This is a genomic window from Mesorhizobium sp. M0563, from assembly GCF_040321065.1.
GTDB lineage: Bacteria > Pseudomonadota > Alphaproteobacteria > Rhizobiales > Rhizobiaceae > Mesorhizobium.
Genome location: NZ_JAMYQV010000013.1, coordinates 1 through 26,105 on the forward strand (window position 1 = coordinate 1; position 26,105 = coordinate 26,105).

Consider the following 26,105-nt stretch of genomic DNA (forward strand, 5'->3'; position numbering starts at 1 on the left):
CTGGCCCGTCTGCTTCACTGCCATCGCGATTCCCTCAGACCGTCCACCTCAGAGAATCACAATCAGCGAATTACGCAACAGGCCCCTTGTGGGAGAAGGTGGATCGGCGCGCAGCGCCGAGACGATTGAGGGGTGTTGGAAGGAACTCCAACGCCTCATTCCGTCTAGCACCTCTCATCTGACCGAGCTTCGCTCGGCCACCTTCTCCCGCAAGGGGAGAAGGAAGAGGGGCGCTACTTCATCACCTTGCCATCCGCTCCAAACCGATAGGTCTTTACCGGATCCGGCGTCGCATAGAGCGTGGTGCCGGGTTCGGCATTGTAGACGCCAAAAATGCGCACGGTGATCAAGCCGGCCTTCTCGCAGTCGAGATAGAGGTTGGTGTCGGCGCCGAGGTGCTCGGCATGCACGACCGTGCCTTTCCAGGCGCCGGATTTGGGATCGACGGTCAAATGTTCGGGCCGGACGCCGATGGTCTTTGCCGTTTCGCCAAGCCTGGTGCCGTCGACGAAATTCATCTTCGGTGAGCCGATGAAGCCGGCGACGAATTCATTTGCCGGCGAATTGTAAAGCTCCATCGGGCCGCCGATCTGCTCGATCTTGCCTGCGTTGAGGACCACAATCTTGTCGGCCAGCGTCATCGCCTCGACCTGGTCGTGGGTGACATAGATCATCGTCGCCTTCAGCCGACGGTGCAGCTGGGCGATCTCCAGCCTGGTGTTGACGCGCAGTGCGGCATCGAGGTTCGACAGCGGCTCGTCGAACAGAAAAAGCTTGGGTTCGCGCACCACGGCGCGGCCGATGGCGACGCGTTGACGCTGGCCGCCGGACAATTCGGCCGGGCGCCTTTCGAGGTAGGGCTCCAGCGACAGCATCGACGAGGCGATGCCGATGCGGCGGTCGATCTCGGCCGCCGGCGTGCCCGCCTGCTTGAGGCCGAGGCCCATATTGTTCTTCACCGTCAGATGCGGGTAGAGCGCATAGGTCTGGAACACCATGGCGATGCCGCGCTTGGCCGGCGGCGTGGCGGAAACGTCCGCCCCGTCGATGACCACGCGGCCCGAGGTCGAGTCCTCCAGCCCGGCAATGACCCTGAGCAGCGTCGACTTTCCGCAGCCGGATGGACCGACGAAGACGACGAACTCGCCATCCGTCACCTCGAGGTTGATGCCCTTCAGCACCTCGACCGGCCCAAAGGCCTTTTTCACGTTCTCGATGTTCAGCGAGCCCACGGCTTCGTCCCTGTTCTAGAGTTTCACGGCGAGGCCGCTGCGCACGCTCTCGTCGGCGGCAAGGCAGACGGCGAGCGACTTCACCGCGTCGTCCATGTGGCGGCCAAGATCGAGGTCCTCGCGGATCGCCTTCAGCACAAACGCCTGTTCGAGGTCACAGAGGTCCTGATGGCCGGGCTCGCCTTCCATCGACAGCATCTCGTCCGGTTTGGCGAACTTGCCGTCCGCGCCGGTTGCAGCACTGTGCAGGCGGATGGTCGAGGTCTTGGTGTGGGTGTCGATGTCGTCGGACCTGACGCCCTCCTTCATGACGATCGACACGCAGCCGTTGGGCGAGATCACGTCTTTGACGAAGAAAGCCGTCTCCGAAATCATCGGCCCCCAGCCGGCCTCGTACCAGCCGACCGAACCGTCGTCGAACAGCACCTGCAGGTGGCCGTAATTGTACATCGTGGGCGCAATCTCGTCGCTCAGCCGCAGCCCCATACCGCGCACCTCGACCGGCCTGGCGTCGGTGATCTGCAGCATCACGTCGAGATAATGCACGCCGCAGTCGACGATCGGCGACGTCGTTTGCATCAGCTGCTTGTGCGTCTCCCAGCTGTGTCCGGAGGATTGCTGGTTGAGATTCATGCGGAACACGTACGGGCCGCCGAGCTTCCGCGCCTCGGCGATCAGCCTGATCCAGGACGGGTGGTGGCGCAGGATGTAGCCGATCACCAGTTTCTTGCCGTTGGCCTTGGCCGCGGCTACGACGCGTTCTGCGTCCGCGACCGTCGTTGCCAGCGGCTTTTCGACAAAGACGTGGCAGCCAGCCTCGAATGCCTTGACCGCATAATCGGCATGGCTGTCGGAATAGGTGGCGATGCAGGCGACGTCAGGCCGTTCGTCACGCAGCGCCTCGTCGAATGAACGCAGGATGCCATAGCTCGAAAGCCCTTCCGGCAGCGGCACATCCGAGCGGTTGACCAGTGCGGTAATCTGGAAGCCCGGGTTGGTGTGATAGGCCAGCGCATGGCTGCGCCCCATATTGCCGAGCCCGGCGACGACGACGCGAAGGGGTGTTTGCGAACTCACTTGACCGCTCCCGAAGTGATGCCGCGGATCAGCTGCCGCGAGAAGATGACGTAGAGGATCAGCACCGGCATGATCGCCAGCGACAGTGCGGCCAGAATGGCGTTCCAGTTGGTGACAAACTGGCCGAGGAACAGCTGCGCGCCGAGCGTCACCGTCTTGGTCTCCTCCGACGGCGCCAGGATCAGCGGGAACCACAGGTCGTTCCAGATCGGGATCATGGTGAAGACCGCGACCGTCGCCATCGATGGCCGCACAAGCGGCAGCACCAGCCGGAAGAAGATGGTGTATTCGGACAGGCCGTCGATCCTGCCGGCATTCTTCAGATCGTCGGAGACTTGCTTCATGAATTCCGACAGGATGAAGACGGCGAGCGGCAGGCCTTGCGCCGTGTAGACCAGGATCAGCGCCGTCAGCGTGTTGACCAGCCCGCTCGCCACCATCAGCTGCAGGATGGCGACGGTGCCGAGGCGGATCGGGATCATGATGCCGAGCGCCAGGTAAAGCCCCATCAGCGAATTGCCGCGGAAGCGGTATTCCGACAGCGCGAAAGCCGCCATGGCGCCGAACAGAAGCACGAAGAACAGCGAGGCGACGGTGACGACAAGGCTATTCTGGAAATAGTGGATGAAGTCGCCCTGGCCGATCACCGTGGTGTAGCCGATCAAGTCGAAGGTCCCTGGCGTCGGCGGCGTCAGCGGCGCGCCGAAGATACCGGCACGTGATTTGAACGAATTCATGATCACGAGGATCACCGGAAACAGCGCGATCGCGGTGTAGGTCAGAAGGATCGCATGCGCGCCGATGGTGCGGGGCAGCGAACGGGTTGCGGTGCTCATGGTCACGCTCCCCTAAAACTGGTAGCGACGCAAGCGCGTCTGCACGAGGAATAGGTAGACGCAGACGCCGCCGAGGATGATCAGGAACATCATCGTGGCGATCGCCGCGCCCATATTGGGGTCGCCGACCTGCAGCTGGAAACCGAAGAAGGCGCGGTAGAGGAAGGTGCCGAGGATATCGGTCGAATAGTTCGGCCCGGCCAAGGCGCCTTGCGCCGTGTAGATCAGGTCGAAAGCGTTGAAATTGCCGACAAAGGTCAGGATCGAGATAATGCCGATCGACGGCAGGATGAGCGGCAGCTTGATCTTCCAGAATTGCGCCATGCCGGTGATGCCGTCGCATTCGGCGGCCTCGATCACCTCTTCGGGGATGGACAGCAGTGCCGCATAGATCAGCATCATCGGGATGCCGACGAACTGCCACACTGAGATCAGGCTGAGCGCGGTCAGTGCATATTGCGCCTTGCCGAGCCAGGGCGTGAACAGGCTTTTCAGGCCGACAAGGTCCATCATATGCGGCGCCACGCCCCATAGCGGCGACAGTATCAGCTTCCAGGCGAAGCCGACGATAACGAAGGACAGGATCGTCGGCACGAAGATTGCCGTGCGGTAGAAGGCGGAAAACCGCAATCGGGGGCTGGACAGAAGTGCTGCCAAAAGGACGCCGATCGGGTTCTGCACCAGCATGTGGATGATGAAGAACCAGACATTGTTCCGCAGCGCGTTCCAGAAATTGACCGACCAGTTGGGATCACCGAACAGCATGCGGAAATTTTCCAGTCCGACGAACACCTGCGACTGGTTGATGTTGCGGAACAGCGACAGCTGCAGCGTGCCGGCCAGCGGCAAGATCATGATCGCCGTGTAGACCAGCAACGCCGGTGCCAGGAAAACGCCGATATGCCAGCGGAACGGTCTTTTCGGTGCTGCGGCCATGCGTTCGGTCCCCGCCGATCAGGTCTTGCTATTGCCGTCAAAAGCCACGGCGCCTCCCTCCCCCTCGAGGGGAGGGTGCCTCGCGAAGCGAGGCGGGTGGGGTCGGCCGAGGCAGCGCGCCATCGTCGTTCGACCGTGCTTTCCAGCAACGATCAAGCTGCCGCCTGCCTCGACCGACCCCCTCTGTCGCCTTTGGCGACATCTCCCTTCAAGGGGGGAGATATCGCTTCGCCGCGCCTTACTTCGCCGGCTTGTACCAGCTGTCGAGGCCGTCCTGCAGCTTCTTGGCGGCAGCTTCCGGCGTGTCGGTGCCGTTGATGACGTTGGCCGATTCAACCCACGTCTCGTTTTCGAGGTTCGGCGTGCCGCGCGACAGGATCTGGTAGGTCGAGCGGATCGTCGACTTGCACTTGCCGCGCCAAGAGACGAATTCCTGGGCCAGCGGGTCTTCCATCTTCACCGGCGTGTTGTTCAGGCTGAAGAAGCCGGGCAGCGCGTTGGCGTAGATGGTAGCGAAATCCGGCGAGGCCACCCAGGACAGGAAGGTCTTGGCCGCATCCGCGTTCTTCGAGGCCGCATTGAGGCCCATGCCGATATCGGTGTGGTCGGAGATGTAGCAGGTGTCGCCGGCCTTCTGCACCGGCGGCGGGAAGGCGCCCATCTTGAATTGCGCCTGCGTGTTGAACAGGCCAATTTCCCACGAGCCGGCCGGGTAGATGGCGGCGCGGCCGAGCGTGAACAGGTTCTGGCTGTCCGGATAGGTCTGCGCCTCGAAGCCGTCGCCGAGATAGTCCTTCCACTTGGCCAGTTCCTTGTAGGGCTCGACCCACTGCGGATCGGTCAGCTTCTGCTCGCCCTTGATCAGCGCCAGGCGGCCTTCCTCGCCCTTCCAGTAATTCGGGCCGATGTTCTGGTAGCCCATGGTCGCGGCTTCCCAGAGATCCTTGGTGCCCATCGCCATCGGGATGTAGGTGCCGTCGGCCTTGATCTTGTCGAGCGCAGCGTAGAACTCCTCATTGGTCGTCGGCACCTTGATGCCGAGCTTGTCGAAGGCGTCCTTGTTGTAGATGAAGCCATGGATGACCGAGGCCATCGGCACGCAGAAGCTCGACTTGCCGTCGTCGGTCCGCCAGGCGGCCTTGGCAACATCGGAGAAGTTCTCCATGCCGGGCAGCGTCGAGATATCGGCGAGATTGCCCTTCTTGAAGAGTTCCAGCGATTTGTCGAACGGGCGGCAGGTGATCAGGTCGCCGGCCGAGCCGGCGGCGAGCTTGGCGCCGAGGGCGGCGTCATATTCGGTCGGCGCCGACGGTGCGAACACCACCTTGATGCCGGGGTTCTTGGCCTCGAAAGCCGGGATCAGCTTGTCCTTCCAGATGGCAAGGTCGTCGCCGCGCCAGCTTTCGATGTTGAGCGTTACGTCGTCGGCATAAGCCACCCCGGCGGTGCCGAGAATGCTGGTGCCGAGAAGAAGTGCCGTCAGTAGCTTCGTTGTCATGCTCAGTCTCCCTGTTGACCTTTTTCAGGTTCGGTTTTGATGAGAACGGAGGCATTGCGCCCCTTGCTCCCCTCGATCGCGGAAAGGGCTGGTCGCAGCTTGTGGCCGGTCCCTTCCAGTATCTTCTCGGCCGCATCGGCGCTGGCGGCGCCGGCGGCGAGCAGAATAGCGGTCTTGACGACGCCGCCGCTCTTATCGAGCAGGCGCGCCGCCTCGTCCTTGTCGCGCCCGCTGACGGCGGCAACGATGCGTGCGGCGCGGTCGCGCAGCTTGATGTTGTCGGCCGTGAGGTTGACCATGTAGCCATCATGGACATGGCCGAGATGGATGGCTGCCAGCGTCGACAGCATGTTGAGTGCGATCTTCTGGGCGGTGCCGGCGCCCATGCGCGTCGAGCCGGCAATCAGCTCGGGCGGCGTTTCGAGCAGGATGGCGATGTCGGCCAGCCGCAGCAGCAGCGCATCCCCGTTGTTGGCGACAGCAATGGTCGCCGCGCCGCGGCGCCTGGCATCCTCGATCGCCCTGACAGCATAAGGCGTCGAGCCGCTGGCCGAGACGGCGATCAGGCAGTCGCCCTTGCCAACGCCGGCGGCGGCGACCGCTGCCGAAGCTTCGTCAGTGTCATCCTCCGGCCCGCCGGCCAGTGTCTTGAAAGCTTCGTCGCCGCCAGCGATCAGGATGGCGATACGGTCGCGCTGGATGCCGAAAGTGCCCGGCAGCTCCAGCGCATCGGCCAATGCCATCAGGCCCGAGCTGCCGGCGGCCGCATAGGCGAGCTTGCCGCCGCTTTTCAGTCTGCTTGCGATGATTTCGGCTGCCGCGGCAATGGCAGGAATGGCGCCGTGAACGGCCTTGGCGGCCTCGATCTGCGCGTTGGCCAAAGAGGAAAGGACGGCTTCCGGGGCCTGGATATCCAGTCCCTCGGCATTGTGGTGAAGCGCTTCGGTGCGCGTTTCGGCCATCCGCTTTCCTCCAATCGAGAAAACCATACCAAAAAAATACCACTTGTCCACACGCATTAATCAAATCCTTGCGGTGGCGCAGGCTTGCGGACGAAATCAGCTGATTTTCCAACAAACTACGCCTTAACTTTTTTGAAACGGAAATTAATCCTTGGCTATTGGTATTTTATTGGTATTATCCGTCTGGAGGAGAAATCGCGTGAAATTCGTGCTCGGCATCGATGGCGGCGGCACCAGCTGCAGGGCGGCCCTTGCAACGGCCGATGGCAGCGTCCTCGGCCGCGCCAAAAGCGGCGCCGCCAACATCCGAACCGATCTCACCGGCGCCAGGGCCAACATCGTCGACGCGGCGCAGCAGGCCTTTGTCGCCGCGGGCAGAGATCCCGGACTGATCCCGCAAACTCCGGCCATTCTCGGCCTAGCCGGCGCCAATGTCGGCACCTACAGGCAGCAGCTCGAAGCGATCTTGCCGTTCCGCATCAGCCGTGTCGAGACCGACGCCGAGATCGCGCTGGAAGGCGCGGTCGGCTCCGGTGACGGCGCCATGGCCATACTCGGCACCGGCACCGCCTATATGGCGCGCAAGAACGGCCGATCGCGTGCCATCGGCGGCTGGGGGTTCCAGGTCGGCGACCAGGGCAGCGGCGCCCGCATCGGCCGCGACCTGCTCGAGCAGACGCTGCTCGCCTATGACGGCATCCGCGAAGGATCGCCACTGACGCAGGCCATGCTCGCCATCTTCCGCAACAATCCCGAGGATGTGGTCGAATTCACCACCAATGCCAAGCCCGGCGATTTCGGCGGCTTCGCACCCAAGGTGTTCGAACATGCCGAAAAAGGCGACGTCGTCGCTATCTGGATCCTCGACAAGGCGGTGGCCGATGTCGAGGCAGCACTTGGCGTGCTCGACCTTGGTGGCGACGATCCGCTCTGCCTGCTCGGCGGCCTGGCGCCGCTTTACGCGCCGCGCCTGTCGGCGCGCTACCGGGCGCTGCTGAAGCCGCCGCTCGACGACGCGCTGGGCGGCGCGGTTCAGATGGCGGTTCGGATTTTTACGAAGGCGGAGGCGGCGCGATGAGCGACGCCGCCGACCAGATTTTCGCGGCGCTGAGACAATCGTCGCAGAGTGGCGCGCCACTCTATCTGCAGCTGAGGAAAAGCATCGAGGACGCCGTCAAACGCGGGCTGATCGGACCGGGCGATGCGCTGCCTTCCGAGCGCGACATCGCCAGCAAGGCCGATATTTCGCGCGTCACCGTGCGCAAGGCGGTGCAGGACCTGGTCAAGGGCGGCATCCTCGTCCAGCGTCATGGTTCCGGCACCTTCGTTGCGCCGCGCATGGAGCGCGTCGAGCAGTCCCTGTCGATGCTGACCTCGTTTACCGAGGACATGGCACGGCGCGGCATGGCGGTGCGTTCGGCCTGGCTCGACCGCGGCCTCTATCCGCCATCGCCCGACGAGATGATGGTGCTCGGCCTAGCGTCGAACGAATTGGTGGCGCGCGTCGCGCGCCTGCGCATTGCCAACGACACGCCGCTGGCGATCGAGCGCGCCTCACTATCGACAAGCGTGCTGCCCGATCCGGCGGCGATCGGTTCGTCGCTCTACGCGGCGCTGGAAAAGACCGGCAACAGGCCGGTGCGGGCGGTGCAGCGCATTTCCGCCACCAATCTCGGCGATGGCGACGCGCATCTGCTGGAAGTGCCGCCGGGCATTGCCGGCCTGCACATCGAGCGTATCTCCTATCTGGCGAGCGGCAAGGTGATCGAGTTCACCCGCTCCATCTACAGGGGCGACGCTTATGATTTTGTCGCCGAACTCCGGCTGAGCGGGCCGGGCGAAGAGGGCAGGCCATGACCGCAACAATGACCCATATGCGGCGCGAGATCGAGGAGATCCCCGAGGCCACCGCCCGCCTGCTCGACGGCTCGGCCGCGGTGCTGACGGAAGCCGGGCGCGGCATTCGCGAGCGCGATCCGAATTTCATCGTCACAGTGGCGCGCGGCTCGTCCGACCATGCCGCGACCTTCATGAAATATGCCGTGGAGCTGACCGCCGGGCTGGCGGTCGCATCGGTCGGCCCGTCGATCGCCTCGATCTATGGCGCCAAGCTGAAGCTGGGCGGCTCGGCCTGCCTGGCGATCTCGCAGTCGGGCAAGAGCCCGGACATCGTTGCGATGGCGCGAGCGGCGCGGGCCGGCGGTTCGCTGACCGTCGCCATCACCAACACCGCCGATTCGCCGCTCGCGCGGGCTTCGGACTACGCGATCGACATCCTTGCCGGACCGGAGCGCAGCGTCGCAGCGACGAAGACCTTCGTCAATTCGGCGGTCGCAGGGCTCGCTCTGATGGCGCATTGCACCGGCGACGACAAACTTCTGGCAGCACTTGCCCGCTTGCCGGAGCATTTTCGGAAGGCGATTGCTTGCGACTGGATGGCGCTGGCCGGGGCACTCGAGACGCCGAACTCGCTGTTCATCCTTGGCCGGGGCCCGTCGGCGGCGATCGCCAACGAGGCGGCGCTGAAATTCAAGGAAACCTGCGCCATGCATGCGGAAGCCTATAGTGCCGCCGAAGTCATGCACGGCCCGCTGGCGCTAGTCGGTCCCGGCTTCCCAGTGCTGGCGCTGGCTGCCCGCGATGCGTCCGAACCATCCGTCGCCGAGGCCGCCGACAGCCTGGCCGGCAAGGGCGCCGCTGTCTTTGTGACTTCGGACAAGGCAAAGAAGGCGCAGCCTCTGCCGCATGTCGCCACCGGTCATCCGCTGACCGACCCGCTGACACTGATCGTGTCGTTCTATGGTTTCGTCGAGGCTTTTGCCCGCCATCGCGGCCTCGACCCAGACACGCCGCCCAATCTGCGCAAGGTGACGGAAACGCTATGAGCGATCGCTTTGCGCTGACCGGCGCCCGGATATTCGATGGCGATGACTGGCACGACAATGCGGCGCTTGTCGTGCGCGACGGCCTCGTCGAGGCCATCGTTGCCGCCGGCGCCGTCCCATCCGGTGTTGCGCCTATCGAGACCGGCGGCGGTATGCTGGTTCCGGGTTTCGTGGATTTGCAGGTCAATGGCGGTGGCGGCGTCATGCTCAACGACCATCCCGACGTCCCCTCGATCGAGACCATCTGCCGGGCGCACGCGCCCTTCGGCACGACGGCGCTATTGCCGACGCTGATCACCGACACGTCCGAGATCACCGCCGCGGCGGTTGCCGCCGGAGCAGAGGCCGCACAACGGAAGGTGCCGGGCTTCCTAGGCCTGCATCTCGAAGGCCCGCATCTGTCGATCGCCCGCAAGGGCGCACATGACCCGGCCTTGATCCGGCCGATGCTAGATCCCGACCAGGCGATGCTGATCGCGACGCGGAAAAACCTGCCGGTGCTGCTGACTACGGTGGCGCCCGAATCCGTCGAGCCCGACCAGGTATCGGCGCTCAGCAATGCCGGCGTCATCGTCAGCATCGGCCATTCCGATACCGACTATGCCACGGCCCGCACCTTTTCCGAGGCCGGCGCAACGGTGGTCACCCATCTTTTCAACGCGATGAGCCAGATCGGCAATCGCGAGCCGGGGCTGGCGGGCGCGGCAATCGATACCGGCACATTCTATGCCGGCATCATCGCCGACGGTATCCATGTCGATCCGGCCACCATGGCCATCGCCTTGCGCGCCAAGCAGGGGCCGGGCAAGATCCTGCTCGTCACCGACGCCATGGCGACGATCGGCACCGACATGACCTCGTTCACGCTGAACGGTCGCACCATCCACCGCAAGGATGGCAGGCTGACACTTGCCGACGGCACGCTGGCGGGCGCGGATCTCGACATGATTTCCGCGGTGCGCTTCGTGCATCGCGTGGTCGGTCTCGACCTCGACGAAGCCTTGCGCATGGCCTCGCTCTATCCGGCGCAGGCGATCGGCCAGTCGCACCGGCTCGGGCGCTTCGCCAGGGGAACCGCCGCCAACATCGTTTCGTTGTCGGACGATCTGGACATGAAAAGCGTCTGGATCGACGGCGCCAGGGTTTTTGCAGCCAGCCCTGCTTGTTAGGGTTAGCCGGCTTTGGACGTATAGAGGTCTTTGTAGGCTTCGCGCAGCAGGTTCTTCTGCACCTTGCCCATCGTGTTGCGCGGCAGTTCGTCGACGAAGATCACCTGTTTCGGATGCTTGTACCTGGCGAGGTGCCCAGCGATGGCCTCGATGATCGCGGCGGCGCTGATCGTCGAGCCCGGCGCCCTCACCACGATCGCCGTGACACCCTCGCCGAAATCCGGATGGACAACGCCGATGACAGCGCTTTCGGCAACACCGGCAAGAGCGTCGATCTCGCTCTCCACTTCCTTCGGGTAGATATTGTAGCCGCCGGAAATGATCAGGTCCTTGCCGCGGCCGACGATGTGGACATAGCCGTCGGCATCGATCAGCCCGAGATCGCCGGTGATGAAGTAGCCGTCGTCGCGGAATTCCGCCCTGGTCTTTTCCGGCATGCGCCAGTAGCCGCAAAAGACGTTCGGGCCCTTGACCTCGATCATGCCGACCTCGCCCCGGGCAAGTGTTTCGCCGCCATCGGGATCGGAGATGCGCAGGCAGACGCCGGGCAAAGGGAAGCCGACCGTGCCGGCACGCCGCTCGCCCTCGTACGGGTTCGACGTGTTCATGTTGGTCTCGGTCATGCCGTAGCGCTCGAGGATGGCGTGGCCGGTGCGCTCGCGCCACGCTCTGTGCGTCTCGGCCAAAAGCGGTGCCGAGCCGGAAATGAACACCCGGATGTTTTTCGCCGCTTGCCGGTTCAAACCGTCCTGCTGCAGCAGGCGGACGTAGAAGGTCGGCACGCCCATCAGCGCGGTGGCGCGCGGCAGTAGCGAGACGATGCGGGTCGGGTCGAATTTGGTTTCGAACAGCATCGAGGCGCCGGCCATCAGGACGACATTGGTGGCGACGAAAAGGCCATGCGTGTGGAAAACCGGCAGCGCGTGAATCAGCACGTCTGCGGCAGTGAAGCGCCAGAGGTCGACCAGCACCCGCGCATTCGAGGCGAGGTTTTCGTGGCTGAGCATGGCGCCTTTCGAACGGCCGGTGGTGCCGGACGTGTAGAGGATCGCGGCAAGGTCGTCCGGTCCGCGCGCCACATCGTGGAAGTCCACGGCCGCCTCAGAGGCTCGATCAGTCAACGAACCCTCGCCCTTGCTGCCGAGTGTCGCGACCGCAGCGCCCGAGGTCTGCGCCAAAGCGCCGATCTCGCCCGCTCGCGCCGGGTCGCAGACGACCAGTCGCGGCTCGGCATCCCTGAAGAAATAGTCGAGCTCGGTCAGCGTATAGGCGGTATTGAGCGGCAGGAAGATCGCGCCGGCACGCAGGCAGGCGAGATAAAGGAAAATGGCCTCCGGGCTCTTCTCGACCTGAACGGCGACGCGGTCGCCGGCTTCGACGCCCAGCTGCGACAGCGCATGCGCCAGTTGAGCGGAGCGCGCCAGCGTCTCGCCATAGCTGATCGAGCGCCCATCCTCTGTCTCCATCAAAAGGCGTTCGGGCGCGGGCATCCGGGCACGGAAAGCATCGAACAGATGGTTGCTCATATTTCCCCCCGAGCGGCTGGTCCGGCCGGACGGCAGCGGTCAGCCGGCCGCCTTGTCCGCCGCTGCCCTGATTGCCTCGATGTTTGCCCGGTAGGCGTCGACGCTGCCGCCCTTGAAGATAGCCGCGCCGGCGACCAGCACGCTGGCGCCGGCCGCGGTGACAAGGGGCGCAGTTTCAGGCGAAATGCCGCCGTCGATCTCGATCCGGATCGGCCGGTTGCCGATCAGCGCCTTCACCCGCTTCACCTTGTCGACGATCGCTGGAATGAAAGCCTGGCCGCCGAACCCCGGATTGACCGTCATGATCAGGACCAGATCAAGCCGGTCGAGCACGTATTCGATCATCGTTTCCGGTGTCGCCGGGTTGAGTGACACGCCGGCCTTCTTGCCAAGGTTTTTGATCGTCTGCAGCGAGCGGTCGAGATGTGGCCCGGCTTCGGCGTGCACCGTGATGCCGTCGCAGCCGGCCTCGGCGAAGGCGGCCAGATAGGGGTCGGCCGGCGCGATCATCAGATGGCAGTCGAAAAACGCCTCGGTGCGGTTGCGGATCGCCTTGATCACCGGTGGCCCAAACGTGATGTTCGGGACGAAATGCCCGTCCATGACGTCGAGGTGGATCCAGTCGGCGCCGGCGGCCGTCACCGCCTCGACCTCGTCGCCGAGCTTCGAGAAATCGGAAGCAAGCACCGATGGCGCGATCAGGGTTTTTTTGCTCATGATGCGGCCTTCCCGTACGCCCCGGTTTGCGGACCCTCTGTCTGTATCGACTGCCTAGACCATGAGTCCGGAAAGTGGAAGCCGGTTTGTCCTTCCGCCGATGCAGCGGCTTCAGGTTTGCGCTGCCTTCTCATCTGCCCGCTGAAGAAAAACCCCGCCGGATCGCTCCGGCGGGTATTGGGTGACGAGTACGGTCACTGTTTGAAGTTCTGGATTTCCCGCGCCGTATCCTATTGCTCCGGCTGCGGCTTGCGCCTTGGCACGACCTGCTGAGGAACATTCGGATTCAGCAGCAGGTTCGGCTCAAGCGTCGATTTCCTGCGGACCGGGACGCAGTCCGGATATCGTCCGACCGTTCCGATAGGGCAGCGCCGCTTGATGATCGGCTGGCACTGGCCATTGATCGGCCGCGCGCCCGGTGCGCATTCCAGCCGTGGTTTGCGGCAGGCGCCGTCGCGCAGCTCTGTCCCACGCGGACAGACGCAGGCGCCGCGCTTGTTGTGGATCTGGCCAGGTATCGGGCACTCCACCACAACCGGCTTCTTGCGCCTGCAGGCATTGCCCTGCAGTTCCGTGCCCCGGGGGCAGACGCAATCGCCGTTGGCGTCGTGGATCTGACCACGGATCGTGCACTGCTTGGGCTGCGGCCGAATTGGCCGGCAGGCATTGCCCCTGACTTCCGTGCCCCTCGGGCAGATGCAATCGCCAGCGGCGTTATGGATCTGGCCCCGAATGGTGCACTGTTCGGGCTTTGGCTGGATTGGCCGGCAGACATTACCCCTGACTTCCGTGCCCCGCGGGCAGACGCACTCGCCGTTGGCGTTGTGGATCTGACCACGAATGGTGCATTGCTCGGGCTGCGGCTTGTTGCCCACGCAAGCGCCGTTCTCCAGCTCGGTCCCGCGCGGGCAGACGCAGCGTCCGTCCTCGGTACGGATCTGGCCTTTGAGGAGAACGCAAGGTTTTGGCTTCGGCACGATGACCGTGCCGCCGCCGGATGAGCATTGGCCGTTACGGAAGGTCGTGCCTGGCGGGCAGACGCAGTTGCCGGCGTCGTTCATGACAAAGCCTTGCGAGCATTCCTTCTTCACCTCATGCGTGATGATGAAGGGATGGCAGGCATAGGCCTTGCCGCGATCGCCCTGCACATTGGCGGCACCACGAGACAACACGTCGCCACCGCCTTGCACCGACGTGTTCGGAGACAGCACGCCGACGCAGTTCTGGCCGTTGACAGTGCCCTGCAGATTGGTCAGACGGCCATCGTCGGGAATGATCACGGTCACATTGTGCACATGGCTTTCCCCGGCGCCGAGCGTCAGTTGGGCGATGCAGGACAGAGGCAAGGTTGCCGGCTCCGGCGAGCAGCCGAAGGGCGGATCGATCGAGGTGATCGCAACGCCTTCCAGCCGGCCGAGGCCTTCGACGCCGATCGCATCGCCGATGCGAACCGGACCGGAGAAGGCGCTCGTCCCATCGTTCGTGATGGTGATCTCGAACGAGCAGGGCTGGCCGGGCTTGCACTCGGCGTCGCCGGTCTTCTCGACCCGGATGGTCGAGGCACCGCCGCCCTTGGCGCAGGCCTGGCCGATCGGATAGACGATATCGTCTCCCGGAGCCGGGCCGTAGGAGCCGCGTGCGCAGTTCTCGAATTCGCCGTTCGCAGCAACCGTCACGTCGAAATGGCGGCTGGTTCCAGGCGTCATAACGGCGCCGGGAATCTGGCACGACAGCGCATTGGCCGGAACCGGTCCGCAAGCCCATTCCGCGCCGTCTGGGGTGACGCTCTGGATCTGGACCGGCGCTCCGCCGGCTATCAGCGTCGCGGCATCGTTGACCCGCACCGGACCGGTCGGGGCTGTGGCGCCGAGGCTGATGACGGTAATGCGGCAGGAAACGACCGCAGCACCGGCCAGCGAGCCATTGCACACCTTGGTGATGCGCATGGCCGGCTGCCCGCCATTCGGATGACGGATGCGTTCCTTGGCGCAGGCCCTGTTGTTGGTGATGTCGTTCTCACCGGGAATGGCCTTCACCTCGGCGCAGTTCTCGACACTACCGGGCCGGAAGTTGGCCGGCATCACCGCCCTGACGAAGATCGGCGTCGAGGCGCCCGGCATAAGCGCGATGCCGGGATTGTCGCAGCGGAACTTGCCGGAACCGTTCGGTCCGCACGTCCATGGCGGCGTCGGGCCGAAGGTCGAGGATGCCGGCGCGCCGCCCGGATAGCTATCGACGACCGTCAGCGGCCCATTGTAGGGGACGCTGCCATTGTTGATGATGTCGATCACGAAGGTGCAGACGCCATCGGCCGAACAGAATTCGGTGCGGGCGCGCTTCTTCAGGATCAGGTCGACCTTCTTCTCCACCGGTGGCCGGCAGTCGCGGTCACGATCGCCACGGCGGCAGACCGGGATCGACGCACAGCCGCGGTCGTTTAGCTGGCTGCCGAAAAGCGGCTTGCCGCTGGCGCCGTAATTGTAGGTGGCGCAGTTGCGCAAAACGCTGCCTTGCCAGCCTGCGGCCGGCTTGAAGCCAAGCTTGAGGTCGACTGAGGCGCCCGGATTGAGCGTGGTCACCGGATGAGTGCAAATCATCGGGGTGATTCCAGGCGCGCAGACCCAAGGCGGGTTCGGCCCTGAATCGAGGGTGGAGCCGGCCGGCAGGGTGACTTCGTCGAGCACGATCTTGCCGTGGTAGGGCGCATCGCCGACATTGGTGACCCTGATGGTGAAGTCGCAGCCGCCCGCCATCGTGCAACGTTGCACGTCGGCACGCTTTTCGACTTTCAGATCCGGTTCCTTGTCCTTCGGCGGGCACCTCTGGTCACGCGGGATGACGATGTCGACGGTCTGCGTGCAGCACAGGCCCCAGCCCTCCTTCGGGCCGGCATAGGTTTCGATACCGGTGACGATGATGTGGATAACGTCGCCGGGTGAAGCACCGACGATCTTCCAGTTGAGCACACCGCCGCCGGCCGGCACCAATTGGGTGTCGGGAATGATTGTGATGCCGGGTGTCGTCGTCGAAAGCTGCACCCATTTGCCAGCCATCTCTGGGCCGACCGGCATATGGTAGATGAAGGCGCCGCCGCCGGGCACGCAATCGACCGTGCCTCGCTCCACCTTGAAGCATTCACGATTGCCAGGAGGTGGAGGCGGTGGGTTGCACTCGGTGACGTCGATCTTGATCGACGTCTTTGCACCCGTGAGATAGTTGCCGTCGTCCGGCTTGCCCGGGTCCTGCGACGGAATTTCGACGCCAGCACCGCGGTCGCCGCGGCTCACCTTGATCAGCCCCTGGTTATCGACGATTGCCGGCGACGGAAACGCCGCATGGTCGATCTTGGCGGTGATCTGGAAGGTGATGGCGCGCTCGTTCGCAGCGCCGATGCCGTCGAGGTCGCTGGCGGAAATCCGGAAATCGGACACCGTCGCCGTATCGTCCGGGCCAGCCGAGCTGCTGATCGCAGCGCCGGGCAGCGGTCCGCCGGATGCGTCGGTGCCGTCGCCGGTCACATGCACGCCGACAATCCGCAGGCCGTGCGGGAGTTGGTCCCTGAAGTCGAGCCTGACCTTTTTCAGCATGGCCGCGAGGCCCGGGCCGGCAAAACCCTGCGGATTGCCGCGCAAGCCAAAGCTCAGCGAGTATACGACATAGTCGCAGCCTCTCTGGCCGCCTTTCTTGGTGAAGAAGGGCACGATCCGGCCCGGCTCCGGGTTGACGATGCGAGGATTGTCGAAATCGAGCTTGGGATCTGGAATGACAGTGCCTGCATCGGCAGGCTTGGCCTTGGCCGGAGCAAGGTCTTCAGCGAAGCCTTGCAGCGGGCTCAGCATGGCGACCGCGATACCGGCCGCCATCAGCCAGCGCGCGCCGCGCCTGGCGAGTGACAGGGGTTTCATGATGGTCTCCATGACGAATGATTGTTTGCCGGTTGATTGGCTGCTCGTCGCAAGCGGGGACTGTGCAAGATTGCTCATCTTCCCCTTCTCACGGTTCGCAGCTGACGGCTGGGGTTCTGAGCGGCAAGGTCATCTTGCAGCAAGGGTAGTAGCCACCCTTGTCGCGGTCGGACTGCCTGTAGAAGCAGAGCCCGACATCGACCCTGTCGCCAGGATAATGGCCGGTGATACCGATCGTGAATGGCGCGCCGGGCGCATGCGACAGGGGCGAAGTCACCCCGACGCCAGGCGTCCTGGACAGAGCCTTGATCGAATCGCCGCCGAAGCCGGTATGGTCATGAAGATAGAGATCGGCCTCGAGGCCGGAGGGCGTGCAGAAATACTCGACATCCTCGACATCAAGGCAAGGAGGCAGATTGCCGGGGGGCGGGAAGTCCGGCGGATAGAACGGTGGCAGATAGCCGCCCGGCACCTGCTCGTAATAGCCGGCACGGCCTTCGCAGGGGCGCCAGACCTCGACGTCGCCGACATGGCCTTCCACTTCCGGGTCTTCGAAATAAGTGTCGAAATCGACGAACCACGAGCCGAAAGGCGGCACGTTGGCCGGCCTGACCAGCGCCGTCGGCGTGATCTGCACGCCGTGCACGGCAAGCGGCCCCCCGGCTGCGAGCTGTTCGGCGAGCGCCGGGTTGTCGCGCAACTTGTCGCCGGTATCGACCAGCGTGTCGGTGCAGATGCCGGTATCGAGATTGCCTTCGGAATCGTAGCCATATTGCAGGTCGAGGCCGCCGGCCGACTGCCGGTTGTCTTGCGGGAAGCCGACCGCATATTCCTGCGGCACTTCCACCCAGACCGATTCCGTTGCCGGATCGTCCGGATTTTCGCGCCAGTAGCGGATGACCTCACCCTTGCCGGAATCGGCGAACTGGCTGTAGTCGTAGCGGTTTTCCACCGGGCCGCGCTGAGCCAGATACATGAAGCCCTTGTTGTCAAAGGCGATGTCGGTGACCGCGTAATCCTTGTCGGCCTTGACGGTCAGCTCCCAGCGCGGGTCGCCGAAGCTGCCGTCGCCGGCAATGCCCACCGACCAGATCTCCGCCTTTTCCCCGACCGAGTAATAGAGCCGGCCGCCACGATAGGCGACCGACCAGACGCGGCGCTCGTCCTGTGTGTAGCCCCAGCTATCGGGGTCCTCGCTGTCGAAGGCAGCACCCTGGATGTCCATCACCGAGCCGTCGTCGGCGACTGGGGGCAGCCCGTGCGCCGGGCGGCCGGCGACGCCGTGGTCGAACGTGTCGACTAGCGCGCCATTGGCGTCGATGCGGTGGATAAGGCCGGTGTCGAGATCGCTGGCGAAGAACTGGCGGTGGATATTGTCGAGAGTGACGTCGCCGATGCCGGGACCGCTATTGGCGTCGATATCGGCGAATTTCGAGACGGCGCCGGTGATGCCATCGATCTTCCAGATCGTTCCGGGGCCGCCGCCGTTTTCGGTGCCGAACTGGCCGTCCATGAAGACCGCGTCAGCCGTGCCGCGGCGCTGCCGCTCCGGCCGGCCGTCGGCATCGCCGTCTGGTGTGACGATGCGGATGCCGTGCAGCGAGGTGGCGCCGGCATAGAGGTTTGGAATGGCCGAGGGAACGCCGTCGCGCACGCCGTCGTCATAAGTGATGCCGAACACCTGGCCGATTTGCTCGGCCGTGACCTCGAAGGGTGGCGGGGTGAAGACCAATTGGCCAGACGCCGGCCCGCCCAGCCTTGAAACGTCGAAGACGCGCAAGGTTGCGCGCGCCGTGTCGATGAAGGTCTCGTCGACCGGATCGACGCCCGGCGGCAGGCCTTCCTCGAAATTGGGGATGATGGTGCCAGAGAATCCGGTCACTGCCATCGAGCCGGGATAGATGATCTGGGTTTCCTGGGCCTGTGCCGAGCCGCCGAGCCAGAGCCCAGCGGCGAGTGCCAAGGCCGATAATCCGCTGGCAGCCTGGATTGCGCGGCGCAAATGGCCGGCACGAGAGCGCACGGACGCGCCATGGTCGCAAGACATGGATCTCCCCCCACAGGTCATGGGAGAAACATCCGGTCTCGGCGCGCAAATCAGGGCAAGGCGCGGCGTTCCGGCACGTTCATCCCTGATCGAATTGTCTGCTTTCCTCACCGTCATGATACGCCGGCGTCCGCGCAGGGTCAACGGAACCAGCGGAAAGCCCAGCGCATCGACCCGGTCCCGAAGGCGACTGTCGCGCTGAGTTCCTGCTGTTCCCGGAGACCATCGAGCCTCTGGATCTGTGGTCATGGGGCTTTCCTTTCCGGGGCCGCACCACGCGGCACCTGAGCGTCAGTCGCGAGGTGAGGCGGAAAGGTTCATGGACCGGGGCCGGGCCGGCTGGATCACGGCCGGAAAATACGGGCCTGCCGGTCCCGAATCCGATCAACCGCGATGAATGGTGAACGCCTTGCGCAGGAATGCTTGCGCGCCACGCAGCCTGTTCTTATATACGCGCCAAGCCGTCCAGCGCCGAATGCCGGTTGCCGGAGCGGAATTTCTTGTGAACAGGGGCTTTCGTCGGAACGCCTGTACGGGTCCTGAGAGCCTGCTTAGCGGAGAGATTAGAGAAATGGCAAAAGTAATCGGTATCGATCTGGGAACAACCAACTCCTGTGTCGCCATCATGGACGGCAAGGAATCCAAGGTCATCGAGAATGCGGAAGGCGCGCGCACGACCCCTTCGATCGTCGCCATCAACAGCGACGGCGAGCGCCTCGTCGGCCAGCCGGCCAAGCGCCAGGCGGTCACCAATCCTGAAAACACCATTTTCGCGGTCAAGCGCCTGATCGGCCGCCGCTATGACGATCCGGTGACGGAGAAGGACAAGAAGCTTGTCCCCTACAAGATCGTCAAGGGCGACAATGGCGATGCCTGGGTCGAGGCCGGCGGCAAGAACCAGTCGCCCAGCCAGATCTCGGCGATGATCCTGCAGAAGATGAAGGAAACGGCGGAAGCCTATCTCGGCGAAAAGGTCGAGAAGGCGGTCATTACCGTTCCGGCCTATTTCAACGACGCCCAGCGCCAAGCCACCAAGGATGCAGGCAAGATCGCCGGCCTGGAAGTGCTGCGCATCATCAACGAGCCGACGGCGGCAGCACTTGCCTATGGCTTGGACAAGAAGGAAGGCAAGACGATTGCCGTCTATGACCTTGGCGGCGGCACGTTCGACATTTCGGTGCTCGAAATCGGCGACGGCGTGTTCGAAGTGAAGTCGACCAATGGCGACACCTTCCTCGGCGGCGAGGATTTCGACATGCGTTTGGTCGAATATCTGGCGGCCGAGTTCAAGAAGGAACAGGGTATCGACCTGCGGAACGACAAGCTCGCCCTGCAGCGCCTCAAGGAAGCGGCTGAAAAGGCCAAGATCGAGCTGTCGTCCACCACGCAGACCGAGATCAACCTGCCCTTCATCACCGCCGATGCCAGCGGCCCTAAGCACCTGACGCTAAAGCTGACGCGTGCGAAGTTCGAGAGCCTTGTCGAAGATCTCGTCCAGCGCACCATCGAGCCCTGCAAGGCGGCGCTCAAGGATGCCGGCCTCAAGGCCGCTGAGATCGACGAGGTCGTTCTGGTCGGCGGCATGACCCGTATGCCCAAGATACAGGAGATCGTGAAGCAGTTCTTCGGCAAGGAACCGCACAAGGGCGTCAACCCGGATGAGGTCGTCGCACTTGGCGCTGCCATCCAGGCCGGCGTGCTGCAGGGCGACGTCAAGGACGTGCTGTTGCTCGACGTGACGCCGCTGTCGCTCGGCATCGAGACGCTGGGCGGCGTATTCACGCGGCTGATCGAGCGCAACACGACGATTCCGACGAAGAAGAGCCAGGTGTTCTCGACGGCTGAGGATTCGCAGTCGGCGGTGACCATCCGCGTCTTCCAGGGTGAGCGTGAAATGGCCGCCGACAACAAGGCGCTCGGCCAGTTCGACCTGGTCGGCATCCCGCCTGCGCCGCGTGGCGTGCCGCAGATCGAGGTCACGTTCGACATCGACGCGAACGGCATCGTCAACGTTTCGGCCAAGGATAAGGGCACCGGCAAGGAGCACCAGATCCGCATCCAGGCGTCTGGCGGCCTTTCGGACGCTGACATCGAGAAGATGGTCAAGGATGCCGAGGCCAATGCCGAAGTCGACAAGAAACGTCGCGCACTGGTCGAGGCCCGCAACCAGGCCGAGGCTCTGGTGCATTCCTCGGAGAAGTCGCTGAAGGACTATGGCGATAAGGTCTCGGAGACCGACCGCACGGCGATTGCCGATGCGATCGCGGCGTTGAAGACCGCTGCCGAAGGCGATGATGTGACCGAGATCGAGGCCAAGACGCAGACGCTCGCCGAAGTCTCGATGAAGCTCGGCCAGGCGATGTACGAGGCTTCGCAGAAGGAAGCCGCCGAGGCCGACGCCAAGGCTGATGCCGCCAAGGACAGCGATGTGGTCGATGCCGATTTCGAGGAAATCGACGAAGACGACGAGAAGAAGAAGTCGGCCTGAACCGCCTGACGGTACAGGTAAGCAAAAAGCCCGGCGCACAGCCGGGCTTTTTTGCAACCCTTTGCCGGAAAAACGCCGAGCTACCCGAAAAAATGCGGACAAAGCCTCGTAGACACTGGCATCCCGGCTCCATCACACCTAAATCGGAACAGCGTGCCGGCAAACGACGCAACGATACTTCAAGACGTTGACTATCCGGACTGCGGGAAAACATGAAAGCTGATTTTTACGAAACGCTGGGCGTGCAAAAAGGCGCCGACGAGAAGGAGCTCAAGAGCGCTTTCCGCAAGCTGGCCATGCAGTTCCATCCCGACCGCAACCCAGGCGACCATGCCTGCGAGCACAAATTCAAGGAAATCAACGAAGCCTACGAAACGCTGAAGGACCCGCAGAAGCGCGCCGCCTACGATCGCTTCGGCCACGCCGCCTTCGAGCACGGCGGCATGAATGGCGGGGCGCAAGGCTTTGGCGCCGGCGGCTTCGCCGACATTTTCGAGGACATTTTCGGCGACATGATGGGCGGGCGCCAGCGTCGCTCGTCCGGCGGTCGCGAGCGCGGCGCCGACCTGCGCTATAATATGGAAATCACGCTGGAAGAGGCATTTTCCGGCAAGACCGCGCAGATCCGCGTGCCGGCATCGATCTCCTGCTCGGAATGCTCGGGCAGCGGCGCCAAGCCCGGCACCCAGCCCGTCACCTGCTCGATGTGCAACGGCCACGGCAAGGTGCGCGCCACGCAAGGGTTCTTCTCGATCGAGCGCACCTGCCCGCAATGCCAGGGGCGCGGCCAGACCATCAAGGATCCATGTCCGAAATGCGCCGGCCAGGGCCGCGTCACCGAGGAGCGCTCGCTGTCGGTCAACATCCCTGCCGGGATCGAGGACGGCACCCGCATCCGGCTTGCCAATGAGGGCGAGGCCGGCCTGCGCGGCGGCCCATCGGGCGATCTCTACATCTTCCTCGCGGTCAAGCCGCACGAGTTCTTCCAGCGCGACGGCGCCGATCTTTATTGCAAGGTGCCGATCTCGATGACGACGGCAGCACTTGGCGGCTCGTTCGAGGTGACGACATTGGACGGCACCCAGACGAAGGTGAAGGTGCCGGAAGGCACCCAGAACGGCCGCCAGTTCCGCCTCAAGGGCAAGGGCATGCCGGTGCTGCGCCAGCCCAATATCGGCGACCTCTACATCCAGACCGTGGTCGAGACGCCGCAGAACCTTTCGCGCCGCCAGCGCGAATTGCTGGAGGAATTCGAGCAGCTTTCCTCAAAGGACAATTCGCCCCAGTCGAGCGGATTTTTCGCCCGCATGAAGGACTTTTTCGAAACGTTCGGCGAGCATTGAAGCTGATCCCTGGAAACGCTTCCCGAGCGTCATCAACACCTTATCCGGGGATTCGCCTTGTCTTGCACCTCGTAGCTGCTAAGTAGCATGCGAGGGAGCGTTGAGGAGGACTTTCGATGACGCGTAGTCCCGGACTGCGAAAGACGCTGGCGGAAAAGTTCGACGACGAACTGAAGTTCTTCAAGGGCTGGATCGACAAGCCGAAGGCGGTCGGTTCGATCGTCCCGACCAGTTCCATCACCGCGCGCAAGATGGCCTCGATCGTCAATCCGAAATCCGGCCTGCCGGTGCTCGAGGTCGGGCCTGGCACAGGCGTCATCACGCGCGCCATCCTCGCTCAGGGCATAAAGCCTGAAAATCTCTACGCGGTCGAATATTCCACTGATTTCGTGCGCCATCTGCGCCAGCTTTATCCAGGCGTCAACGTCATCGAGGGCGACGCCTTCAATCTCGACGCGACGCTCGGTGACAAGCGCGATCTGGTCTTCGATTCGGTGATATCGGGCGTGCCGCTGCTCAACTTCCCGGTCGCCCAGCGCATCGCCTATGTCGAGAGCCTGCTCGACCGCATCCCGGCGGGCCGGCCGATCGTGCAGCTGACTTACGGGCCGCTGTCGCCGATCCCGCCGGGCCGCGGCGACTATACGGTCGAGCATTTCCATTTCGTCATCCGCAACATTCCGCCGACGCAGCTTTGGATCTACCGACGCGGGGCCGCCTGAATTGCAGCGTTGGGTTTTGAATAGCACTTGTCTTATACCCATCGGGTGACAAGGCAGACCCCATGGCTGTGATCCCGAAAATTCTCGTCGTCGCCGGTTCGGTGCGCAGCGGCGCCTATAGCGCCAGGACCGCCGACGTTGCGCAGAAGGAACTTGCCATGCAGGGCGCGGAGGTGACCCGCATCTCGCTCGCCGACTATCCGTTGCCGATCCTCGACCAGGATCTGGAAAAGGAAGAAGGCATTCCCGAAGACGCCGTCAAGCTCGGCCGGATGATCGCCGCCCATGACGGGCTGCTGATCGCGACGCCTGAATATAACGGCTCCATTCCACCGCTGCTCAAGAACACCATCGACTGGGTAAGCCAGCTGCGCAAGGATGGCGGCCGGACGTTCAGGCCGCTTGCCGGCAAGGTTGCCGGCCTCTGCTCGTCTTCCAACGGACCCTTCGGCGGGATACGCTGCATCAACCATCTGCGCGCCGTTCTGGTGCGCTGCCGGATGGAGGTGGTGACACCGGAATGCTCGGTGCCGGAGGGCGGCAACGCCTTCGACGACGAGGGCAACTTCAGGGACGAGAGACTACGCCAATCGATGGAGCACCTATGCCGAACGCTGATCGAAACCTCGCGCATGCTGTCGACGCGGATCGAGGCATGATCCCGGACGCCGCGCATGCCGACACGATGCAGGAAAGGCTGATCGTCGGCCTCGACCTGCCGACGCTGAAGGAAGCCGAGAAAGCGGTGCGCGAGCTCGACGGGATCGTCTCCTTCTACAAGATCGGTTACCAGCTCGCCTTTGCCGGCGGGCTCGACTTCGCCCGCGAGCTGGCCAGCGGCGGCACCAGGATCTTTCTCGACATGAAGCTGCTCGACATCGATAACACGGTGGCCAAGGGGATCGACAACATCGTCAGGATGGGCATGAGCATGCTGACCATCCATGCCTATCCGAAGACGATGAAGGCGGCGGTCGAGGCTGCGAAGGGCAGCGACCTTTGCCTGCTCGGGGTCACCGTGCTGACCTCGATGGACGAGCAGGACGTGATCGACGCCGGCTATGAATATGATCCGCATACGCTGGTGCTGAGGCGCTCCGAGCAGGCGCTACATGCCGGCATGGGCGGCATCGTCTGCTCGGCCGAGGAAGCGGAGGCGGTGCGCCGCATCGTCGGCCCCGACCTGGCCGTCGTGACGCCGGGGATCCGGCCCACGGGCAGCGACCATGGCGACCAGAAGCGGGTGGTGACGCCGGCGCAGGCGATCCGCAACGGCTCCAGCCACCTCGTGGTCGGCCGGCCGATCGTCGGCGCGGCCGACCGGCGGGCGGCAGCTGAAGCCATCCTCGATGAAATGCGCTCGGCATAAGGACCAAAAACCAGGAGAAACCGATGCCCAAGGGATACTGGATCGCTCGCGTCGACGTGCGCGATGCGGAAGGCTACAAGGACTATGTCGCAGCCGCCAAGCTGGCCTTCGACCGCTTCGGCGCCAAGTTCCTGGCGCGCGGCGGCGCGCATGAGAAGGCCGAGGGGCCGGGCCGCGACCGCAATGTGATCATCGAGTTTCCGTCGCTTGCGGCGGCGCATGACTGCTACCACTCGCCCGAATACCAGCGCGCGGTCGCGATCCGCCAGAAGGTGGCTGATGGTGAAATCGTGCTGGTCGAGGGGATTTAGGCGCGAAGTCGGTTCATCGCGGTCTCGGCCATCGCATTGGCGAGGCTCAGGCCCCATTGCTGGCGACAGTAATCGCGGAAATCGAAGCAGGGCAGGCCGGGGCAGACCTCGAACTCGATGAGGTGCACGCTGTCGTCGGCTTCGACCCGGAAGTCGATGGAAAACACATCCCGCAGGCCAAGCCCGACCATCAGGCTTTCGGCGATGCGACGAATTCTTGCATCGGCTCGAGGCTGGCTGGCGCCAACGGGAAGCAGCAACGGCTCAGCGTAATTTCCCGCGGCTTTCGCCGCTACACCGGTATCGCCGTAAAGCGCCAGGCTGTCCTGCATGGTCTGGAAATCGCTGCCCGAATCGACAAGGGCGATGCCGATCGCCTCGGCGCCGGTATCCGGCTTCAATCCGAGAAAACTGGCGCGCGCGTTGCGGCCGGCGACATAGGGCTGGACCACGACATCGTCGCGATAGGCGGCGAAGACGCGCCGGCTAAGCTCCAGCGCGTGGCCGAGATCGTGGCAGCGCGAATCCGGCCAGATGCCGATCTTGGCGCCGAGCCGGTTCGGCTTGACGAACCAGCCGGCGGGCGAGTCCGGCGGCGCGACCAGCCAGGCTCCGTCACGGGCAAGGCCCGCCCGCGGCACCGGCAAGCCAAGCGCGCCGAGCACGGCGCCGGAACGGAACTTATCCTGACAGAGCGCAAAAAGCGCATCGTCGGCGCCGATCGCCTTCAGGCCGTTCAGCCGTGCCAGAGCTGGTGCCGCGCCGCCGCGGAAATAGGCGATGCCGTCGGTCAGTGTCCAGACGAGCGTGGTCTTCGGGTCCTCGCCGGCGAGAACGCTTGCGGCGGCGTCGAGTGTCACCGGCGCAAACGACAAGCCGCGCTTCTGGCAAGCGGCGGCAAGTGCGTCGAATTCAGCAGCGATGTCGGTCGATTGCGCCAGATAGGAGGCGATTTCGACGGCACGCTCCGGCACGTGGTTATCGGCGACCAGCCGATCGAAGCAGGCCTTTTCCGGCTCGTAGACAAGGATCAGCTTCGGCTTGCGGCTTGACATGGGTGGAACGGCTCCTGGCAGCACGAT

Annotated in this window: 21 protein-coding genes; 10 read left to right on the plus strand and 11 right to left on the minus strand. The window is 63.9% G+C overall.

Translation table 11 applies throughout. From position 1 onward, the window contains the following. Window positions 1-233 precede the first annotated feature (233 nt). The 6 genes from NKI50_RS17430 to NKI50_RS17455 all read right to left on the minus strand — a co-directional run bounded on the left by NKI50_RS17430 (window position 234) and on the right by NKI50_RS17455 (window position 6,541). Complete coding sequence (locus NKI50_RS17430; protein WP_023718925.1) at window positions 234-1,232, minus strand: ABC transporter ATP-binding protein; 999 nt, start codon at window positions 1,230-1,232, stop codon at window positions 234-236. A 15-nt stretch (window positions 1,233-1,247) separates the two neighbouring features. Then, window positions 1,248-2,309, minus strand: a complete 1,062-nt coding sequence (locus NKI50_RS17435) for a Gfo/Idh/MocA family protein (RefSeq protein ID WP_352640344.1) — start codon at window positions 2,307-2,309, stop codon at window positions 1,248-1,250. After that, window positions 2,306-3,145, minus strand: a complete 840-nt coding sequence (locus NKI50_RS17440; RefSeq protein WP_023718923.1) for a carbohydrate ABC transporter permease — start codon at window positions 3,143-3,145, stop codon at window positions 2,306-2,308. The genes NKI50_RS17435 and NKI50_RS17440 overlap by 4 nt, the downstream gene beginning before the upstream one ends. Before the next feature lie 12 nt (window positions 3,146-3,157). Continuing rightward, window positions 3,158-4,081, minus strand: coding sequence for a carbohydrate ABC transporter permease (locus NKI50_RS17445; protein ID WP_023718922.1), 924 nt, complete (start codon window positions 4,079-4,081; stop codon window positions 3,158-3,160). 238 nt (window positions 4,082-4,319) lie between these two features. Further along, window positions 4,320-5,579 carry an ABC transporter substrate-binding protein gene (locus tag NKI50_RS17450; RefSeq protein ID WP_352640346.1) on the minus strand — a complete coding sequence of 420 codons (1,260 nt, stop codon included), beginning with the start codon at window positions 5,577-5,579 and terminating at the stop codon, window positions 4,320-4,322. A gap of 2 nt (window positions 5,580-5,581) precedes the next feature. Next, window positions 5,582-6,541, minus strand: a complete 960-nt coding sequence (locus NKI50_RS17455) for an N-acetylmuramic acid 6-phosphate etherase (protein WP_023718920.1) — start codon at window positions 6,539-6,541, stop codon at window positions 5,582-5,584. A gap of 199 nt (window positions 6,542-6,740) precedes the next feature. On the opposite strand from NKI50_RS17455, the gene NKI50_RS17460 reads away from it, so the two are divergent. The 4 genes from NKI50_RS17460 to nagA are packed head-to-tail and all read left to right on the plus strand — an operon-like array spanning window position 6,741 to window position 10,595. Then, complete coding sequence (locus NKI50_RS17460) at window positions 6,741-7,619, plus strand: glucosamine kinase nucleotide-binding domain-containing protein (protein ID WP_352640347.1); 879 nt, start codon at window positions 6,741-6,743, stop codon at window positions 7,617-7,619. Beyond that, entirely contained in the window at window positions 7,616-8,398 is a 783-nt protein-coding gene (locus NKI50_RS17465) for a GntR family transcriptional regulator (RefSeq protein WP_023718918.1), read from the plus strand. Before NKI50_RS17460 ends, NKI50_RS17465 begins: the two co-directional genes overlap by 4 nt. Next, window positions 8,395-9,426 (plus strand): SIS domain-containing protein, encoded by a 1,032-nt coding sequence (locus NKI50_RS17470; RefSeq protein ID WP_352495468.1) that lies wholly within the window; start codon window positions 8,395-8,397, stop codon window positions 9,424-9,426. The genes NKI50_RS17465 and NKI50_RS17470 overlap by 4 nt, the downstream gene beginning before the upstream one ends. Further along, a complete protein-coding gene (gene nagA / locus NKI50_RS17475; RefSeq protein WP_023718916.1) occupies window positions 9,423-10,595 on the plus strand; it encodes an N-acetylglucosamine-6-phosphate deacetylase in 1,173 nt (390 codons plus the stop codon). The genes NKI50_RS17470 and nagA overlap by 4 nt, the downstream gene beginning before the upstream one ends. Window positions 10,596-10,597: 2 nt before the next feature. Here nagA and NKI50_RS17480 read toward each other — a convergent pair whose 3' ends face one another. The 4 genes from NKI50_RS17480 to NKI50_RS17495 all read right to left on the minus strand — a co-directional run bounded on the left by NKI50_RS17480 (window position 10,598) and on the right by NKI50_RS17495 (window position 19,039). After that, a complete protein-coding gene (locus NKI50_RS17480) occupies window positions 10,598-12,121 on the minus strand; it encodes a malonate--CoA ligase (protein WP_352549622.1) in 1,524 nt (507 codons plus the stop codon). A gap of 39 nt (window positions 12,122-12,160) precedes the next feature. After that, window positions 12,161-12,838, minus strand: coding sequence for a ribulose-phosphate 3-epimerase (gene rpe, locus NKI50_RS17485; protein WP_023718915.1), 678 nt, complete (start codon window positions 12,836-12,838; stop codon window positions 12,161-12,163). A 230-nt stretch (window positions 12,839-13,068) separates the two neighbouring features. Beyond that, complete coding sequence (locus NKI50_RS17490) at window positions 13,069-16,821, minus strand: DUF7929 domain-containing protein (RefSeq protein WP_352717202.1); 3,753 nt, start codon at window positions 16,819-16,821, stop codon at window positions 13,069-13,071. Between the two features lie 10 nt (window positions 16,822-16,831). Beyond that, window positions 16,832-19,039, minus strand: coding sequence for a hypothetical protein (locus NKI50_RS17495; RefSeq protein ID WP_502897228.1), 2,208 nt, complete (start codon window positions 19,037-19,039; stop codon window positions 16,832-16,834). 322 nt (window positions 19,040-19,361) lie between these two features. On the opposite strand from NKI50_RS17495, the gene dnaK reads away from it, so the two are divergent. From dnaK to NKI50_RS17525, 6 genes are all read left to right on the plus strand, one after another. Further along, the gene (gene dnaK, locus NKI50_RS17500; RefSeq protein WP_023718912.1) at window positions 19,362-21,278 is read left to right on the plus strand and encodes a molecular chaperone DnaK; all 1,917 of its coding nucleotides are present in this window, start codon (window positions 19,362-19,364) and stop codon (window positions 21,276-21,278) included. Window positions 21,279-21,490: 212 nt separating this feature from the next. Further along, entirely contained in the window at window positions 21,491-22,621 is a 1,131-nt protein-coding gene (gene dnaJ / locus NKI50_RS17505) for a molecular chaperone DnaJ (RefSeq protein WP_023679852.1), read from the plus strand. A 116-nt stretch (window positions 22,622-22,737) separates the two neighbouring features. Next, window positions 22,738-23,343, plus strand: coding sequence for a phospholipid N-methyltransferase PmtA (gene pmtA, locus NKI50_RS17510; RefSeq protein WP_352481404.1), 606 nt, complete (start codon window positions 22,738-22,740; stop codon window positions 23,341-23,343). A gap of 62 nt (window positions 23,344-23,405) precedes the next feature. After that, entirely contained in the window at window positions 23,406-24,002 is a 597-nt protein-coding gene (locus NKI50_RS17515; RefSeq protein WP_352495461.1) for an NADPH-dependent FMN reductase, read from the plus strand. Further along, window positions 23,999-24,712, plus strand: a complete 714-nt coding sequence (gene pyrF / locus NKI50_RS17520; protein WP_352640349.1) for an orotidine-5'-phosphate decarboxylase — start codon at window positions 23,999-24,001, stop codon at window positions 24,710-24,712. Before NKI50_RS17515 ends, pyrF begins: the two co-directional genes overlap by 4 nt. Window positions 24,713-24,735: 23 nt before the next feature. Then, on the plus strand, window positions 24,736-25,023 hold the full coding sequence (locus tag NKI50_RS17525; RefSeq protein WP_023718908.1) for a DUF1330 domain-containing protein: 288 nt from the start codon (window positions 24,736-24,738) through the stop codon (window positions 25,021-25,023). Here the strand turns inward: NKI50_RS17525 and NKI50_RS17530 are convergent. Then, complete coding sequence (locus NKI50_RS17530) at window positions 25,020-26,078, minus strand: D-alanine--D-alanine ligase family protein (protein ID WP_352481402.1); 1,059 nt, start codon at window positions 26,076-26,078, stop codon at window positions 25,020-25,022. The two genes, NKI50_RS17525 and NKI50_RS17530, sit on opposite strands and share 4 nt — an antisense overlap. Between the last annotated feature and the right edge of the window lie 27 nt (window positions 26,079-26,105).

Excerpts from the sequence above, each read along its gene's own strand:
- NKI50_RS17445 (WP_023718922.1), bottom strand. The coding sequence starts at position 4,081 with ATGGCCGCAGCACCGAAAAGACCGTTCCGCTGGCATATCGGCGTTTTC.
- NKI50_RS17455 (WP_023718920.1), bottom strand. The coding sequence starts at position 6,541 with ATGGCCGAAACGCGCACCGAAGCGCTTCACCACAATGCCGAGGGACTG.
- dnaJ (WP_023679852.1), top strand. The coding sequence starts at position 21,491 with ATGAAAGCTGATTTTTACGAAACGCTGGGCGTGCAAAAAGGCGCCGAC.
- pmtA (WP_352481404.1), top strand. The coding sequence starts at position 22,738 with ATGACGCGTAGTCCCGGACTGCGAAAGACGCTGGCGGAAAAGTTCGAC.
- NKI50_RS17480 (WP_352549622.1), bottom strand. The coding sequence starts at position 12,121 with ATGAGCAACCATCTGTTCGATGCTTTCCGTGCCCGGATGCCCGCGCCC.
- NKI50_RS17470 (WP_352495468.1), top strand. The coding sequence starts at position 8,395 with ATGACCGCAACAATGACCCATATGCGGCGCGAGATCGAGGAGATCCCC.
- NKI50_RS17525 (WP_023718908.1), top strand. The coding sequence starts at position 24,736 with ATGCCCAAGGGATACTGGATCGCTCGCGTCGACGTGCGCGATGCGGAA.
- NKI50_RS17495 (WP_502897228.1), bottom strand. The coding sequence starts at position 19,039 with ATGACCACAGATCCAGAGGCTCGATGGTCTCCGGGAACAGCAGGAACT.
- NKI50_RS17450 (WP_352640346.1), bottom strand. The coding sequence starts at position 5,579 with ATGACAACGAAGCTACTGACGGCACTTCTTCTCGGCACCAGCATTCTC.
- NKI50_RS17465 (WP_023718918.1), top strand. The coding sequence starts at position 7,616 with ATGAGCGACGCCGCCGACCAGATTTTCGCGGCGCTGAGACAATCGTCG.
- NKI50_RS17440 (WP_023718923.1), bottom strand. The coding sequence starts at position 3,145 with ATGAGCACCGCAACCCGTTCGCTGCCCCGCACCATCGGCGCGCATGCG.
- rpe (WP_023718915.1), bottom strand. The coding sequence starts at position 12,838 with ATGAGCAAAAAAACCCTGATCGCGCCATCGGTGCTTGCTTCCGATTTC.
- NKI50_RS17490 (WP_352717202.1), bottom strand. The coding sequence starts at position 16,821 with ATGAGCAATCTTGCACAGTCCCCGCTTGCGACGAGCAGCCAATCAACC.
- dnaK (WP_023718912.1), top strand. The coding sequence starts at position 19,362 with ATGGCAAAAGTAATCGGTATCGATCTGGGAACAACCAACTCCTGTGTC.
- pyrF (WP_352640349.1), top strand. The coding sequence starts at position 23,999 with ATGATCCCGGACGCCGCGCATGCCGACACGATGCAGGAAAGGCTGATC.
- NKI50_RS17515 (WP_352495461.1), top strand. The coding sequence starts at position 23,406 with ATGGCTGTGATCCCGAAAATTCTCGTCGTCGCCGGTTCGGTGCGCAGC.
- NKI50_RS17530 (WP_352481402.1), bottom strand. The coding sequence starts at position 26,078 with ATGTCAAGCCGCAAGCCGAAGCTGATCCTTGTCTACGAGCCGGAAAAG.
- nagA (WP_023718916.1), top strand. The coding sequence starts at position 9,423 with ATGAGCGATCGCTTTGCGCTGACCGGCGCCCGGATATTCGATGGCGAT.